This is a genomic window from Parviterribacter multiflagellatus, assembly GCF_056863265.1.
Map to the genome: position 1 here is coordinate 60,207 of NZ_JBXPIZ010000005.1, position 14,735 is coordinate 74,941.

15 protein-coding genes and 1 tRNA gene are annotated in these 14,735 nt (G+C 74.1%); 5 read left to right on the forward strand and 11 right to left on the reverse strand.

Annotated features, from left to right (window positions below; genetic code table 11):
- Window positions 1-5 precede the first annotated feature (5 nt).
- Both AC1UE5_RS11790 and AC1UE5_RS11795 read left to right on the forward strand, forming a co-directional pair.
- Window positions 6-1,811, forward strand: a complete 1,806-nt coding sequence (locus AC1UE5_RS11790; protein WP_482923446.1) for a diguanylate cyclase — start codon at window positions 6-8, stop codon at window positions 1,809-1,811.
- Between the two features lie 11 nt (window positions 1,812-1,822).
- Window positions 1,823-2,296 (forward strand): hypothetical protein, encoded by a 474-nt coding sequence (locus AC1UE5_RS11795; protein ID WP_482923448.1) that lies wholly within the window; start codon window positions 1,823-1,825, stop codon window positions 2,294-2,296.
- A 453-nt stretch (window positions 2,297-2,749) separates the two neighbouring features.
- Here the strand turns inward: AC1UE5_RS11795 and AC1UE5_RS11800 are convergent, their stop codons facing one another.
- Window positions 2,750-3,979, reverse strand: coding sequence for a Glu/Leu/Phe/Val family dehydrogenase (locus AC1UE5_RS11800; protein ID WP_482924226.1), 1,230 nt, complete (start codon window positions 3,977-3,979; stop codon window positions 2,750-2,752).
- A gap of 126 nt (window positions 3,980-4,105) precedes the next feature.
- On the opposite strand from AC1UE5_RS11800, the gene AC1UE5_RS11805 reads away from it, so the two are divergent.
- Complete coding sequence (locus AC1UE5_RS11805) at window positions 4,106-4,873, forward strand: helix-turn-helix domain-containing protein (protein ID WP_482923450.1); 768 nt, start codon at window positions 4,106-4,108, stop codon at window positions 4,871-4,873.
- Window positions 4,874-5,006: 133 nt separating this feature from the next.
- On the opposite strand, the gene AC1UE5_RS11810 is transcribed toward AC1UE5_RS11805, so the two are convergent.
- From AC1UE5_RS11810 to lipB, 9 genes are all read right to left on the reverse strand, one after another.
- Window positions 5,007-5,078: transfer RNA gene (locus AC1UE5_RS11810), tRNA-Ala, on the reverse strand.
- Window positions 5,079-5,108: 30 nt separating this feature from the next.
- Complete coding sequence (locus tag AC1UE5_RS11815; protein WP_482923452.1) at window positions 5,109-5,528, reverse strand: group I intron-associated PD-(D/E)XK endonuclease; 420 nt, start codon at window positions 5,526-5,528, stop codon at window positions 5,109-5,111.
- A 27-nt stretch (window positions 5,529-5,555) separates the two neighbouring features.
- Window positions 5,556-6,422 (reverse strand): histone deacetylase family protein, encoded by an 867-nt coding sequence (locus AC1UE5_RS11820; RefSeq protein ID WP_482923454.1) that lies wholly within the window; start codon window positions 6,420-6,422, stop codon window positions 5,556-5,558.
- Between the two features lie 90 nt (window positions 6,423-6,512).
- Window positions 6,513-7,688, reverse strand: a complete 1,176-nt coding sequence (locus tag AC1UE5_RS11825; RefSeq protein ID WP_482923456.1) for an acyl-CoA dehydrogenase family protein — start codon at window positions 7,686-7,688, stop codon at window positions 6,513-6,515.
- The gene (locus AC1UE5_RS11830; protein WP_482923458.1) at window positions 7,685-8,914 is read right to left on the reverse strand and encodes an acyl-CoA dehydrogenase family protein; all 1,230 of its coding nucleotides are present in this window, start codon (window positions 8,912-8,914) and stop codon (window positions 7,685-7,687) included. Before AC1UE5_RS11830 ends, AC1UE5_RS11825 begins: the two co-directional genes overlap by 4 nt.
- An 80-nt stretch (window positions 8,915-8,994) precedes the next feature.
- Entirely contained in the window at window positions 8,995-10,014 is a 1,020-nt protein-coding gene (locus AC1UE5_RS11835) for a D-alanyl-D-alanine carboxypeptidase family protein (RefSeq protein WP_482923460.1), read from the reverse strand.
- Window positions 10,011-10,733 (reverse strand): rhomboid family intramembrane serine protease, encoded by a 723-nt coding sequence (locus tag AC1UE5_RS11840; protein WP_482923463.1) that lies wholly within the window; start codon window positions 10,731-10,733, stop codon window positions 10,011-10,013. Before AC1UE5_RS11840 ends, AC1UE5_RS11835 begins: the two co-directional genes overlap by 4 nt.
- Before the next feature lie 22 nt (window positions 10,734-10,755).
- A complete protein-coding gene (lipA, locus tag AC1UE5_RS11845; RefSeq protein WP_482923466.1) occupies window positions 10,756-11,739 on the reverse strand; it encodes a lipoyl synthase in 984 nt (327 codons plus the stop codon).
- A complete protein-coding gene (gene lipB / locus AC1UE5_RS11850) occupies window positions 11,736-12,437 on the reverse strand; it encodes a lipoyl(octanoyl) transferase LipB (RefSeq protein WP_482923469.1) in 702 nt (233 codons plus the stop codon). Before lipB ends, lipA begins: the two co-directional genes overlap by 4 nt.
- 59 nt (window positions 12,438-12,496) lie before the next feature.
- Here lipB and AC1UE5_RS11855 point away from each other — a divergent pair, with 59 nt between their 5' ends.
- Entirely contained in the window at window positions 12,497-13,102 is a 606-nt protein-coding gene (locus AC1UE5_RS11855) for a hypothetical protein (protein ID WP_482923471.1), read from the forward strand.
- Between the two features lie 82 nt (window positions 13,103-13,184).
- A complete protein-coding gene (locus tag AC1UE5_RS11860; protein WP_482923474.1) occupies window positions 13,185-14,030 on the forward strand; it encodes a hypothetical protein in 846 nt (281 codons plus the stop codon).
- A 10-nt stretch (window positions 14,031-14,040) separates the two neighbouring features.
- Here the strand turns inward: AC1UE5_RS11860 and AC1UE5_RS11865 are convergent, their stop codons facing one another.
- Window positions 14,041-14,724 carry a 2-oxo acid dehydrogenase subunit E2 gene (locus tag AC1UE5_RS11865; protein WP_482923476.1) on the reverse strand — a complete coding sequence of 228 codons (684 nt, stop codon included), beginning with the start codon at window positions 14,722-14,724 and terminating at the stop codon, window positions 14,041-14,043.
- Window positions 14,725-14,735: the final 11 nt, after the last annotated feature.

Sequence of the window (14,735 nt, forward strand, 5' to 3'; positions counted from 1 at the left end):
TGCCGATGATCTCTGTCGCGTTCGTGCTCTTCTCGCTGATCGCCGACAACGAGAACGGCAAGGCCGACGCGCGGCTGTCGGCGCGCCAGGACCTCGCCGCGAACCTCTACGAGGCCGACCGCGAGGGCGCCGGGAAGCTGAGCGCGCGCGTGGGCGCCGACCAGGAGCTGGCGACCGCGCTGCGCAACGACGACGCCGCGGCCGCGCAGGCGCGCGCGCAGGAGCTGCTGCGGGAGCTGGGCGTCGTCCGCATCCGGATCGAGGACGCGCGCGGGGCCGAGCGGGTCGACGTCGGGCGCCAGGACGCGGTCGCGCCCGCGCGGCGGGAGCTGGTCGACGCGGACGGCTCGCGGTTCGGCGTCCTGTTCCTCTCGGATCGCAGCGGCCCGGTCTACGCGCGCGAGGTCAAGCGGCTGGTCGGCGTGGACGCGGTCGTCCGCGAGGGGGACCGCACGCTCGGCGCGACGCTGCCGGAGGTCCCCGACGGGGAGCTCCCGCGCGTGGGCGACGTGGCGGTCGGCGACGAGGACTTCCGCGTCGCGTCGTTCCCCGCGCCGGGGTTCGGGGGCGCGCGCGAGCTGCGCGTGTCGCTGCTGTCGCCGCAGGCCGAGGTCCAGTCCGACATCTTCCGCAGCCGGATGCTCGCCGCGGGCATCCTCGCCGGGTTCCTCGTGCTGGCGATCCTCTGCGCGGTGCTGGTCTCCCGCTCGCTGCAGGCGCAGATCGGCGCGTTCCTCGACGCGGCGCGGCGGCTCGGGCGGGGCGACTTCACGTCCGAGGTGCCGACCCAGGGCAAGGACGAGTTCGCGGCGCTGGGCGGCGAGTTCAACCTCATGGCGCGCCAGCTGCAGTCGCGACTCGAGGAGCTGCAGACCGAGCGGATGCGGCTCCAGAACGCGCTGCGCCGGCTGGGCGAGGCGTTCGCGTCCAACCTCGACCGCAGCGCGCTGCTGGAGATCGCGGTGCGGACGGCGGTCGACGGCGTCGACGCCGACGGCGGCCGGGCGCGGCAATGCGGGACGGAGGAGGGCTCGACGTTCGGGCAGCTCGGGCCGGTCGCCGACCTCGTCGCCGAGGCGGAGAAGGCGGCGCTGGAGCGGCAGGAGCCGCAGGCGATCCAGCGGGACGCGGGCGCCGCGCTCGCCCACCCGCTCGCGGGCGACGGCGTGGTGTCGGTGTGGCGCGCGGCGCGGCCGTTCACCGACGCCGAGCGCGACCTCTTCCACTGGCTGGCAGCGCAGGCGGCGGTCTCGCTCGACAACGTGACGCTGCACGAGACGGTGCAGCGTCAGGCGGTCACCGACGAGCTCACCGGCCTGTACAACCACCGCCGCTTCCAGGAGGGCCTCGCGACCGAGGTCGAGCGCGCGCGGCGGTTCGAGCAGGGCCTGGGCCTCGTGATGCTCGACATCGACAACTTCAAGTCGGTCAACGACACGTACGGCCACCAGATCGGCGACCGCGTGCTGGCCGACGTCGCGCGGGTGCTGAGGGAGAACTCGCGCGAGATCGACGTCGCCGCGCGGTACGGCGGCGAGGAGCTCGCGGTCGTGCTCCCGGGCACCGACCTGGAGGGCGCGTTCCAGCTCGCCGAGCGCGTCCGCGAGGGCATCGAGGCGCTGGAGGTCCCGCACCACGGCGGGGGCGTCCTGCGCGTCACCGCGAGCTTCGGCGCGGCGGCCATCCCGGAGTCCGCGGACGACCCGTCCTCCCTCATCGCGGCGGCGGACACGGCGCTCTACACGGCCAAGCGCTCCGGCAAGAACCGCACGGTGCGGGCCGAGGTGCAGCCCAGCCGACCCGGTCAGTAACCTGCTGCGCGATGGGACTGCTCGACGACGCGATCCGAGAGCACCTGGAGCTCAAGCGGCAACGCGGAGCTGATCCGGGCGAGGTCTCGCGCCAGGAGCGCGAGGCGCTTGGCGACCCGCGCAGCGGCGCCGCCCCGGAGCTGGCCGACGACGCCGCGCCGCCGGTCGCTCTCCCCGACGAACCTGCCGCTGCCGCCGCCCCGGCGCCCGAGGTGGGCCCCGAGCCGCCCGCGCCGGTTCCCGCTCCCGAGCCTGAGGCCGAGGTCGCACCCGCCCCGGCGCCCGAGCCCGAGCCTGAGCCCGCGGCCTACGAGCCCCCGCCGCCCCCCGCGCCCGCGCCCCCGCGCGAGCAGGCCCGCGAGCCCGAGCCGGGCGAGCAGCGCGACGAGGACGTGCTCGAGGAGACCCCGGACTTCCTCCAGGAGACCCCCGAGCACGACCGGCTCTGGTTCGAGCAGCGCCCCCCGCGCGACTTCGACTTCTGAGGGTTCGGCGGCGTGCCTCCCGGGGCGCGCGCCGGTTGTGAGGGGCGCCTCGCGGCCGTGGCCGCCCCCCGGTTCCTCACCGATCCAACCAGGATCGGTTTCGAAACCGTGCGCCGGCCACGACCACGAAGCGGGCCTCACAACCGACGCGCCCTTCCCGGGAGACACCCCGCCGAACCCGGGCTGCGGCGGGGCCGAGCCCGGGGCCTTGAGGCGGTCTGGCACGCAGGCGCGTGCGCTTCGCCACACAGGACATGAGTCCTCTGGACATCCGTCCGAGGCCGACCGGCCTAGGTCAGGTTGCGGGTAGGCGAGGCCGATGGGCTGTATCGACGGACGCGCGTCGATGTTGGGGAACAATCGACGCGCGACTTGCCTCCCGGAGGGCAAGGACGCACGCGTGAGCGCCCCTGAGCATCGCTCGGGGCGCTCAACGCGTCGCTCCGTCGTTCGTCAGACGTAGCCGCGCGTCTGCGTCGCCTCGATCACCCGCTCCATCCCGATCTGGTAGGCGGCGATGCGCATCGAGACGCCGTCGGCCTTCGCCCGCGCGTGCACCTCGCGGAACGCGCGCCGGATCTGCGTGCCGAGCTTGTCGTTGACCTCCCGCTCGTCCCAGCGGAAGTGCTGCAGGTTCTGCACCCACTCGAAGTACGAGACGATGACGCCGCCCGCGTTCGCGAGCACGTCCGGGACGACCCACACGCCGTTGTCCTCGAGGATCGCCTCGCCGCGGGGCGTGGTGGGCGAGTTGGCGCCCTCGACGACCATCCGCGTGTCGAGCAGGTGCGCGTTGTCGGCGTGGAGCATCCCGCCCAGCGCGGCGGGGACGAACGCGTCGCACGGCGTCGCGAGGAACTCCTCGACGGTCAGCGCGTCGCCGCCGCGGAACTCCGGCACGCGCCCGCCCTCCCGCACGTGCTGGTGCAGCGCCTCGGCGTCGAGTCCCGCGTCGTTGCGGACGCCGCCCGTCTGGTCCTGCACCGCGACGACCTTCGCCCCGAGCTGCTGGAGCAGCCGGCCGACCCACGAGCCGACGTTGCCGTAGCCCTGGATCGCGACGCGCGCCTCGGCCGGCGACAGCCCGATGTGCGGCGCCGCCTCGCGGAAGCAGTAGACGAGCCCGCGCCCGGTCGCCGCCTCGCGCCCGTACGAGCCGCCCAGCTCGATCGGCTTGCCGGTGACGCACGCGGGGTTGTGGCCGTGGAGCTTGCCGTACTCGTCCATCATCCACGCCATGACCTGGGCGTTCGTGTTGACGTCCGGGGCGGGGATGTCCCGCATCGGTCCGATCACCCGGTCGATCTGCTGGACGAAGCGGCGCGTGACCGCCTCCTTCTCCTCCGCGTCGAGGTCGGGCGGGCAGTTCACGCCGCCCTTCGCGCCGCCGTACGGGACGCCGACGATGCCGGTCTTCCACGTCATCAGCGCGGCCAGCGCGCGCACCTCGTCGAGCTCGACGTCGGGGTGGAACCGCACGCCGCCCTTGAACGGCCCGCGCGCGCCGTTGTGCTGGACGCGGTAGCCGGAGTACACGTGGATCTTGCCGTCCTTGCGGCGGATCGGGACCTGCACCTGCACCTCGCGGTAGGACGAGCGCAGGACCGCGGCGAGGTCCTCCTCCAGCCCCAGCCGGTCGGCGGCGAGCGAGAAGAAGTGGTTGACGATCTCGTAGCTCGAGATCTCCGCCGGCTTGGCGAACGCGGCGCGGTTGGCGACCCGAGGGGACAGGTCGGTGGGCTCATGGCCCTGGGACTGCTCGGTGGTGGCCACGGCTGGACGCTACCCGGCGTGTCACCATCGAGACGGATGCCTGGCGCCTATGTGGAGCAGCGACCGGTCGGGCGGTTGGCCGAAGTGGCCGAGGCGCTGTGGTGCGGGCGCGCGGAGCCCGGCGACGACGACTGGCTGGTGCTGCCCGACGGGTGCGTGGACGTCGTGCTGACGGCGGGTGCCGAGGCGCCGCGCGTGGCCGGGCCTGCGACGCAGCCGTTCGTCGTGGCGCCGCAACGCGACGCGGCGCTGGTGTCGGTCGGCGTGCGGCTGCGGCCTGGCGCGGGCGCCGCGGTGCTCGGGGTCGCGGCGCGGGAGCTGCGCGACGCCCACGTACCGCTCGCCGACGTGGCGCCGCGGCTGGCGGTCCCGCGCGCGGGGGAGGCGCTCGCCGCGGGCGACGTGCGCGGTGCGCTCAGCGCGATCGCCGGCGTGCTCGAACGCGCGGCAGCCACGCCCGCCCCGCGGGACGTCCTGGTGGAGCGCGCAGCGGCCGCGCTGCGCCGCGACCCGGCGCGCACCGTCACCCAGCTCACGTCGGACCTCGCGATCAGCCCGCGCCACCTGCGCCGCCGCTTCGACGACCACGTCGGCTACGGCCCCAAGCGCTTCGCACGCATCGCCCGCCTCCAGCACGTCCTTGCGCTGGCCCGCGCGGACCCCTCGCTCAGCCTCGCCGCGATCGCGGCCCGCGCCGGCTACACCGACCAGGCCCACCTCGCGGCGGACGCCCGCGCGCTCGCCGGCCGCTCCGCCTCGGAGCTGCTCGCCCAGCGCGCGGGCATCGCGATCGACGCGCGCTAGCGGCGCGAAACGCCGCCTCCCGACGCAGAGGACGCGGAGCACCTGGTGTTCCGCGCGGAACGGAGAGGTCGCCGACGCTCATGCGTGCGCTGAGACCCAGGTGGGGACTCGGCGCTCAGGGCGACGTCAGAAGTGGAGGCGGGGGGAATCGAACCCCCAACTCAGCCTTGCAAAGGCCGCGTGTTCCCGTTAGCACCACGCCCCCGTCGGGCCACCAACTGTAGAAGCCCGCGCGTCAGATGTCGGTGTAGCCGCGAGCCCAACGAATGCCACGCCGCTGCCCATTTGCGGCTGGCGTCAGGCGGAGCGTGAGATCGGCGCGACCCTCGCCGAGCTCGACGGCGGGCACGTAGAAGCACTGCTCCGTCGTCGCATCCCACACCGCGATCCAGTCCACCGTGGCCGCTGTGAAGTACTTCGTCGCGCGCACCTTGCCGTTCGTCAGCGAGTGCGAGCGGCAGCGGACCGTGACCGTGCGTCCGTCCGAGCGCGTGTACTTGATTTGGACGCGCTCCAGCCCGCCATCGTCGCGGCAGAGGATGAGGTCGTAGTCCCAGTCCTCCCCGAAGGGGAACGCGATCTTGTGGCCGCGGCGGAGGAGATCGGCCGCGACCATCATCTCCGCGAGGTCGCCCTTGGCCTTCAGCGGTGCCACGCCGCGATCGTGACGGCCGGCGCGTGATCAGGGAAGAGGCTGTTGCGAAGTTGGTGCAGGTCCTGCGCTGGTTCTGCGCAGGCCGTCGCACTTCTGTGACACGAGCTCGGTCGTGGCGGCGTAGATGTCGACGGTGTCGGTCACGTCGGGGGCGTAGCCGCCGGCGAGCGTGACGCAGCAGGGGACGCCGGCGCCCACCGCGCGGTCGAGGACCAGCTCGTCGCGGGTGCGGAGGCCGGCCTTCGTGAGCGCGAGGCGGCCGAGGGCGTCGCCCTCCCACGGGTCCGCCCCGGCGAGGTAGATGACGAGGTCGGGGCGGGCGGCGGGGAACGCCACGGCCAGCGCCTCGGCGAGCGCGGCGAGGTACGCGTCGTCTCCGGTCCCCGACGGCAGATCGACGTCGAGCGAGGACGTCTCGCGGTGGAACGGGTAGTTCGCCGCGCCGTGCACGCTCAACGTGTACGTGAGCGGATCATCGGCGCACAGCGACGCGGTGCCGTCGCCCTGGTGCACGTCGCAGTCGACGATCAGCACCCGCGACACCAGCCCCGCCCGCCGCAGCACGCGCACCGCGAGGACCGCGTCGTTGAACACGCAGTAGCCGCGGCCGCGGTCGGCGTACGCGTGGTGCGTCCCGCCGCCGAGGTTCATGCCCCAGCCGCCGGTCAACGCGTCCCGCGCGGCTTCGACCGTGCCCCACGACGAGTGCCGCGCCCGCTCGACCAGCTCGGGCGACCACGGCAGCCCGAGCCCGCGCACCTCGCGCACGGACAGCGTCCCGTCGACGAGCCGCGCGAGGTACTCCTGCGTGTGCACCAGCGCCAACGACGACCACGACGCCGCCGGCGCCTCGCACAGCTCCCCCAGCCAGGCCGCCTCGACCCGCTCCCGCACCAGGCCGTACTTCCGGATCGGGAAGCGGTGCCCGGGCGGGAGCGGGAAGTCGAAGCGGTCGTGCGTCCAGAAGCGCAGCGGCGCGTGCTCCTAGGCGTCCGCGGCAGACGCGGCAGCCGCTGTCGCGGCGGCGGGGTCGATCGCGCCGCCGGCCTGCCGCAGCAGGTGCCCGGCCACGCGGTCGGTCGCGCCCGACGTGCCACCCACGAGCCGCCGCGTCAGCTGCGCGCGGCGGAAGTAGAGCGGCGCGTCGTGCTCCCACGTCGCCCCGATGCCGCCGTGCGTGGCGATGTTCTGCCGCGCCGCGAACTCGATCGCCTCACCCGCCGCGCTGCGCGCCGCGTTGGCCGCCAGCCCGAACTCCGCCGGCCCGGACTCGTGCGCCCACCCGGCGTAGTAGAGGAGCGAGCGCGCGTTCTCCAGCCGCCGCAGGACCTCGGTCAGCCCGTGCTTGATCGCCTGGTACGAGCCGATCGGGCGCCCGAACGTGAACCGCTCCTTCGCGTACTGGACCGCCATCTCGAGGCAGGTCTCCACGGCGCCCACGGCCTCCGCCGCGATCAACGCCTGCGTGAGGTTCCACGCGCGCTCGATCTCCGCGGTGCCCACGCCGTCGAGCACGAGCCCGGCGGCGCCGTCGAGCCGCACGTGCCCGAGCCGCCGCGTCGGGTCGTAGCGGACGACCTGCTCGACCTCGACACCGACCCCCGACGTGGCCACCGCCACGGCCACCGGCGAGCCGTCGGACTCGCGCACGGCGACGACCACGAGCAGCCCGGCGCCCGGCGCGTCGACCACCCACGGCACGTAGCCGCTGACGGTCCCGTCGCCGCCCACCACGGGCGCCGACGCGCGCTCCATCGTCGTCAGCGCGTCGACGGTCCACCCCGGATCGAGGTCGCCGGGAGGCGCCGCGGGTACGAACGCCGCCCGCACGTCGCCGGCCGACACCGCGCCGATGTCGGTGTGCTTCGCCGCGTCGAGCAGCTCGGTCGCCGGCAGGTGCCCGATCAGGCCCAGGTCGGCCAGCTGCTTGCCGGCCTCCTGCAGCACGAGCATCGCGTCGAACGCGCCGAGCCCGGCGCCGCCGCCCTCCTCGCTGACCAGCAGTCCCGGCCAGCCCGCCTCGACCGCCGACGGCCACAGGTCCGGTCGCTCCCCGCCGTCCAGCAGCTCACGCGCCGCCTCGACGGTCTTGACGCGCGACAGCGCCTGCCGCGCCGCGTCCCGCAGGAAGACCTGCTCGTCGCTCAGCTCGAGGTTCATCGGACCGCCGCCTCCTTCTCCTTCGCGCGCAGCTCGCTGAACGGGATGCCCTTGTCGAGCCGCGGCTCGGGCGGCAGCCCCAGCACGCGCTCGCCGATCGTGTTGCGGAGGATCTCCTCGGTGCCGCCCGCGGACTTCAGCCCCGGCAGGAACGACGTGTGGTAGGCGAACGGGTTCTCCGGCACCTCGTTCAGCCCCTCGGGCCCGACCACGTCGGCGACGAGGTCGCACGCCGCGATGCCCGCGTTCACCGTCGTGATCTTCGACAGGCCCGCCTCGGGGCCCGGGATCTGGCCCTGCTGCAGCGCGCTCAGCATCCGGTATCCGGTGAACTTCACCGCGAGCAGCTCGGTCGCCACGTGGCCGAGCCGCTGGCGCACCTCGCCGTCGCGCGCAGCCGCCGGGTCCTGCGCGATCCGCTCCGCGAACCGCTCGGGCCGGTAGCCCAGGCCCTCGGAGCCGAACCCGATCGTCAGGCGCTCGAACATCAGCGTCGTCAGCGCCGTGCCCCAGCCGCCGCCGACCGGCCCGACCACCGCGTCGTCACCGATCTTGACGTCGTCGAAGAAGACCTCGTTGAACTCAGCGTCGCCGGTGATCTGCCGCAGGCCGCGCACCGTGACGCCCTCGGCGTCCATCGGCACGATGAACATCGTCAGGCCCTTGTGCTTGTGCGCCTCGGCGTCGGTGCGGGCGAGCAGCAGGCCGTAGGCGGCGAACTGCGCGTTCGTGGTCCACACCTTCTGGCCGGAGAGCGACCAGCCGCCGTCGTCGAGCTTGCGCGCCCGCGTCTGCACGCCCGCCAGATCCGAACCCGCGGCGGGCTCGGAGAAGAGCTGACACCACACCTCGTCGCCGTGGAGCATCGGCCCGAGGTAGCGCTGCTTCTGCTCGTCGGAGCCGTGGGCGATGATCGTCGGGCCGAGCATCCCGACGCCGATCACGTCGAGGATCCCCGGCACGCCCGCCTTGGCGATCTCCTGGCCGATGATGACCTGCTCGATCGGCCCGAGGCCCTGGCCCCCGAGGTCCTTCGGCCAGGTCGCGCCGGCGAGCCCGCCCTCGGCGAGCTTGCGCTGCCACGCGCGCCGCGCCGCGAGGATCTCGCCCTCGTCGGTCAGCGCGTCCGGCCCCTCCAGCACGGGCGCATCGGCCCGGTTGGCCTCGAGCCACGACCGCACCTTCTCCCGGTACGCCGCCTGCTCCGGAGTGTCGTTGAGGTCCACCCTCTCCCTCTCCCAGTCGGTTGCACGACGCACCTTACGGGAGACGACACGGCGTCGTGGACGCCGTGTCAGACACGACGTCAGCTCAGGACCTTGAAGCCCCGGTCGAGCATCTGCCGGGTCTGCTTGCCCGGGTCGGGCGAGTGCAGCACGATCGCCGCGAGCCGGACGCCGTTGCGCTTCACCGCCGCGACGAAGCAGCGGCCGGCCTCGTCGGTGTAGCCGGTCTTGACCCCGATCGTCCCCTGGTAGCCGGAGACGAGCAGCGGGTTGTGGTTGTAGAGGTAGACCTTGCCGCCCTTGATGGGGAACGGGCGGACCGCCTGGCGCGTCTTGACGATGCGGGCCAGCCGCTTGTCGTCGAGCACCGCGCGCGCCATCACGGCGAGGTCGACCGGGCACGAGCGGTTCTTGGACGAGAGCCCTTCGACGCCGGCGAACGTCGTGCACTGCAGTCCCATCGACGCGGCCTTGGCGTTCATCTTGTCGACGAACCCCTGGATCGAGCCGGCGGCGCGGAACGCCAGCGCCCGGGCGGCGTCGTTGCCGGACGGCAGCATGAGGCCGTAGAGCAGCGTCTCGACCTTCACCCGCTTGCCCTTCGGCAGGACGCCCATGCCCGAGCCGGAGTAGTTGAGCACCGCCTTGGTGACCCGCGCCTTGTCGCCTGGCTTCAGCTCGTCGACCGCCACGAGCCCGGTCATCATCTTCGTGAGCGACGCGATTGGGAGCGTGCGCTCGGGGTTGCGGCGCCAGAGCACCTCACCGGTGTCGAGGTTGACGAGCAGCGCGGCGCGCGGCGGGCGCTTGAACCTCAGCTTCACCGGATCGTCGGTGTCGGACAGGTCGACCCCGCCCTCGATCGGCCCGAGCGCCATCTGCCCCGGCGTCGGCTCGGGCGGTGCGGCGGCCTCGGCGCGGCTGGCGCCGCCACCCGGCGCGCCGCTGCCGTCCTCGCCCCACTCCCACTGCAGCGCGACGGTGCCCAGCGCGCCGAGCACCGCGACGAACGCGACGCAGAGCAGGACGGTGCGCACCCGCGCGCGGCGGCGGCGGGCGCGCGCCCGCGAGCGGCTGGAGCGGTGGGGCACGCGGCTCATACGCGGTAGGGGGCCGGGGTGGTCCCGCGCGGCTTGGCGAGCAGGCGGACGACGGCGAGCCCGAAGAGGAACCCGCCGATGTGCGCGAAGAACGCGACCCCGCCGCCCTCGCCGCCGCTGGTGTAGTCCAGCGCCCCGAAGATCACCTGCTGGACGAACCAGAAGCCGAGCACCAGCACGGCCGGGATCTCGATCAGCGTGAAGAAGATGACGATGAAGATCACCGTGATCACCCGGGCGCGCGGGTAGAGCAGCAGGTACGCGCCGAGCACCGCGGCGATCGCGCCCGACGCGCCGACGGTCGGCACGGCGGACGAGGGGTCGATCGCGGTCTGCAGCGCGATCGCGGCGACCCCACCGGCGAGGTAGAAGGCGAGGAAGACCAGGCGGCCCATCGCGTCCTCGACGTTGTTCCCGAAGATCCAGAGGAACAGCATGTTGCCGCCGAGGTGGAGCAGGCCGCCGTGCATGAACATCGCGGTCACCACGCTCAGCCACGGCCCGACGTGGCCGGCGGGCGGCTCGCCGGCGGGGCACTGGCCGGTCAGGTCGCACGGGTAGGCGGCCTCGCCGCCGAGCGACCACGTGCCGGACGTCGCGGACGTGATCTCCCATCCGCCCTGCTGCACCAGGAAGTAGATCGCCACGTTCGCGGCGATCAGGAGCAGCGTCACGAGCGGGAAGCGCTCGGTCGGGATGTTGTCCTTCAGCGGGAACAACGGCCCGCAGGGTACGCGGTGGCTACGACGCCGCCGCGAGCGGCCCCACGCCAGGCCGGTCCATCTTCACGGCCTCGTCGGCGTGGTAGCTCGAACGCACCAGCGGCCCGGCGGCGACGTGCTCGAAGCCCAGCGCGTACGCGGCCTCCTCGAGCGCCTTGAACTCGTCCGGGTGCCAGTAGCGGACGACCGGCAGGTGGCGCTCGGTCGGGCGCAGGTACTGGCCGACGGTGAGGAACTGGACGCCGTGCTCGCGCAGGTCCTCGAAGGCGGCGACGAGCTCCTCGTGGGTCTCGCCGAGGCCGACCATCATCCCCGACTTCGTCTTGACCTCGCCCTCGCCCAGCTCCAGCGCGTTGCGCAGGACGCGCAGCGAGCGCTTCCACGTCGAGCCGCGGCGCGCGAGCGGGTACAGCCGCGGCGCGACCTCGACGTTGTGGTTGAAGACGTCGGGGCGCTCGGCGAGCACGACGGCGAGCGGCATCTCGTGGCCCTGGAAGTCGGGCGTGAGGACCTCGACCTTGCAGCCGGGGGCCTGGCGGCGGATCTGGCGGATGGTCGCGGCCCAGATGCGCGCGCCCTTGTCCGGCAGGTCGTCGCGGTCGACGCTCGTCACGACCGCGTAGCGCAGGCCCATCTTCGCGACGCTGCGCGCGACGCGAGCGGGCTCCAGCGGGTCGTTCCACGTCGGCTTGCCGGTCTTGACGTGGCAGAACCCGCAGCGGCGCGTGCACGTGTCGCCGAGGATCATGAACGTGGCGGTGCCGCGCTCCCAGCAGTCGCCGATGTTCGGGCAGGCCGCCTCCTGGCAGACCGTGTGGAGCTCCTCGGCGTTGACCTGCGCCTTGAGCTCGCGGTACTTCACGCCGCCCGGGGCCGGGACCTTGAACCACGACGGCTTGCGCGCGCGGAGGTCCAGCACGTCGGGGCCGAGCACCTTCAGGACGTCCATCCCGCCGGGGTTGGCGCGGGAGCGGGTCTGGAGCTTGCGCGGCTCGTCCGTCACGAGACCGCCGAGGATATGACGGGGGAGATCTCCCGCTCCAGCCGCGCACGCGTGACGAGCCGCTGCCGCCGCCCGAGCGCCTGCGCGACCGCGTGGGCCATGCGCTTGCGGAAGCACGTCATGTCCGCGCGGCCGGTCTGCTCGAGCACCGACGTCATCGCCGCCTCGGGCAGCCCGCACGGCACGATCCAGCCCCACGGCTCCAGCGAGCCGTCGACGTTGACCGCGAAGCCGTGCGTCGTGACGCCCTTGCTGACGTGCAGGCCGATCGAGCCGATCTTCGCCTCGCCGACCCACGCGCCGGTCCACTCGCGCCCCTCGTGCATGCGCCCGCGCGCCGTCACGCCTTCCTCGGCGAGGGCGGTCACCATCGCCGCTTCGAGCGTGCGGACGAAGTCCAGGACGTCGGAGCCCACGCGCGCGATCGGGTAGCCGACCAGCTGCCCGGGCCCGTGGTAGGTCACCTTCCCGCCGCGGTCGACGTCGACGATGTCGACGCCCTTCTCCGCGTACCACTCCGCGCCGAGCGGCAGCTCCTGCGGCGTCGCGCGGCGGCCGCGCGTGTAGACGGGGTCGTGCTCGAGGAGGAGCAGCGTGTCGGGGATCGCATCCGCCTGGCGGGCGGAGCGCAGCCGGTGCTGCAGGTCGAGCGCCTCGCGGTACTCGATGCGGCCGGCGTGGCACACCCAGAGGTCCATCGCCCATCCGAGTGTACGTCGCGCCCACGGCGCGGCGCGCGGGCTTTACCCTCCGACCGATGGAGGCCGAGTCGTTCTGGCGGGCACGGCTGGCGTGGCGGTTCCGTGGGGCGCTGCTGTGGCCGCTGTTCGTCGTGCTGACCATCGGCGAGGGCATCCTGCTCACGCAGCTCCCGCTGGCCGGCGACGGCGGGACCGCGTTCCCCGCGGGCGCGCTCCTGGCGGGCGTCCTCAACCTCATCGCGGTCGCCGCGCTCGGGCCGCTGCTCGCGATCGCCCTGCGCCGGCGTCGGCGCGACCTGCCGCGGGTGGTGGCGCAGGACTACGCCGGGACCGCGATGCTCCTGGCGATGCTGGCCGTGTTCGTCACCGCGGGCGTGCTCCACGCACCCGAGCGCGCCGACTCCGAGCGCGACTTCGCCACGCAGGCCCACGCCGCGGCGGAGTACATCCGCACGCAGGCGCCGGCCGAGTACCGCGACGGCGTGGGGGCGATGACGACGCTCAAGATGGAGGACGAGCGGTACCGCACCTGCGCGCCCGGCGACGGCCCGGACAAGTGGTTCTGCGTCTTCGTCTCCACCGACACGTCGCCGCCCGGCATCACCGAGGACGACCACCACGAGGCCAACCACGTGCTCAAGCCCTACGCAGATGGCGCGTAACAGGGCTCAAGGTCCGCGGGGAGATGCCGATGCAGGTGATGTGCGGGTGACTCGTGCCTACGTGGCGAGCTTGGGTGCAGGGATGTCGCTCGTCGCTGCCGCCATCACGGCGCTCTCCATGCTGAGCGCGGTCGTGGCGGTGCGCGGCTGGCCGGGGATGAACCCCGACGACGACGTGAGCTCGATCCAGCTGACCGCCGCGCTGCCGGAGGGCGGCGCGGGCGATGCGTCGGGGAACGCGGTCCGCGTGCGCGCGGCCGTGGCCACCGATGCCGGTGCCGATGCGCCGATCGTCCTCGCGGGCGGCGCCGGTGAGGCTGCCGGCGCGCGTGCTGGCAGGACGCGGGCGCGCGGCGGCGACGGCCGGGCCACCAACCGCCGCGGCGGCTCCGGCCGCTCGGACCGCGGCGCGGCCGCGCGCGAGGGCATCGTGGCGGCGCCCGGCGCCGGCGCGGCGACCCCTGCCGCGAGCGGGGCCCAGTCGGACGCCGGCACCACGGCGTCGCAGGGCGAGCGGGGCAGCACGTCGAGCGGCTCGGGCTCCGGCTCCGGGTCGGGCTCCGGCGGCGGCAGCGACAAGCCGGGCAGCAAGCCGCCGTCACGCCCGGACCGCCCGTCCGTCCCGCAGGCTCCGTCGGCTCCATCGGGCGGCGCGGGCAACGTCACGCACGGCGTTGGGCGTGGCGTGCAGGACGCCGGCAACGCGGCCGGCGGCGCCGTCGAGCAGGTCGGCAAGGCGACCCCGGGCCCCGTCGGCGACGTGGTCACGGGCGCCGGTCAGGCCGTCCCCGAGGTCACCGACAAGGTCGGCAACGCCGTCGGCCAGACCGGCGCGGCGGTCGACGACGTCGTCAAGGGCGACGTCCCCGCCGCCGTCGACAAGGTCACCGACGCCGTCGGCGGCCTCCTCCAGAACCCGAAGAAGTAGCGCCCGCCGACTACGCCAGCGCGTCGCCGGCGCGCAGGAGCTCGGCGATCTTCGCGAGCAGCGCGGCCGCGTCGGCCGCGTGCAGCGCGCGGTGATCCGCGACCAGCGTGAGCGTGACGACCGGCCGCACCGCGGGCGCGCCGTCCACGGCGACGATCGCGTCGCGCACCGCGCCGACGCCCAGCCCCGCGGCCTGCGGCGCGACGAGGATCGGCTCCAGCGCGTCGACCGCGCTCCCGGCCGCCGTCGTGACGGTGAACGTCGAGCCCGCGTCGGTGCCCGAGACCGTCCCCGCGCGCACCTGGTCGGCCAGCGCGGCGGCCTCGGCCGCGATCTGCGCGACCGGCTTGGCGTCCGCGTCGTAGACCGTCGGGTAGGCGAGCGTGCCCTGCGCGGCGGCGACCGCGAGGCCGACGTTGACGCGCGAATAGCGCTCGAAGCGCCCGTCCCGGTACGCGCCGTTGGCGTGCGGGAGCGCGCGCAGCGCCAGGGCCGCGGCGCGGACCACGAGCGCGTCGAGGTCGGAGGACACGGCGAGCGCGGCGCTGACGTCCACGTCCGTGCGGACGGTCAGCTCCGGCACCGTGGCCTTCGCCTCGGCGACGCGGCGCACCGCGACCTGCTGAGCCCGGCTGGGCTCCTCGACCTCGACCGTGCCCTTGCGGGTCTGCTGCTCCTGCGTCGCGTCCGTCACGACGCCGAAGG

Bases quoted from the DNA above. Each gene is read 5' to 3' on its own strand.
- lipB (WP_482923469.1), bottom strand. From the start codon at position 12,437: ATGGACCTCTGGGTGTGCCACGCCGGCCGCATCGAGTACCGCGAGGCG.
- AC1UE5_RS11795 (WP_482923448.1), top strand. From the start codon at position 1,823: ATGGGACTGCTCGACGACGCGATCCGAGAGCACCTGGAGCTCAAGCGG.
- AC1UE5_RS11855 (WP_482923471.1), top strand. From the start codon at position 12,497: ATGGAGGCCGAGTCGTTCTGGCGGGCACGGCTGGCGTGGCGGTTCCGT.
- AC1UE5_RS11835 (WP_482923460.1), bottom strand. From the start codon at position 10,014: ATGAGCCGCGTGCCCCACCGCTCCAGCCGCTCGCGGGCGCGCGCCCGC.
- AC1UE5_RS11805 (WP_482923450.1), top strand. From the start codon at position 4,106: ATGCCTGGCGCCTATGTGGAGCAGCGACCGGTCGGGCGGTTGGCCGAA.
- AC1UE5_RS11825 (WP_482923456.1), bottom strand. From the start codon at position 7,688: ATGAACCTCGAGCTGAGCGACGAGCAGGTCTTCCTGCGGGACGCGGCG.
- AC1UE5_RS11790 (WP_482923446.1), top strand. From the start codon at position 6: ATGATCTCTGTCGCGTTCGTGCTCTTCTCGCTGATCGCCGACAACGAG.
- AC1UE5_RS11860 (WP_482923474.1), top strand. From the start codon at position 13,185: ATGTCGCTCGTCGCTGCCGCCATCACGGCGCTCTCCATGCTGAGCGCG.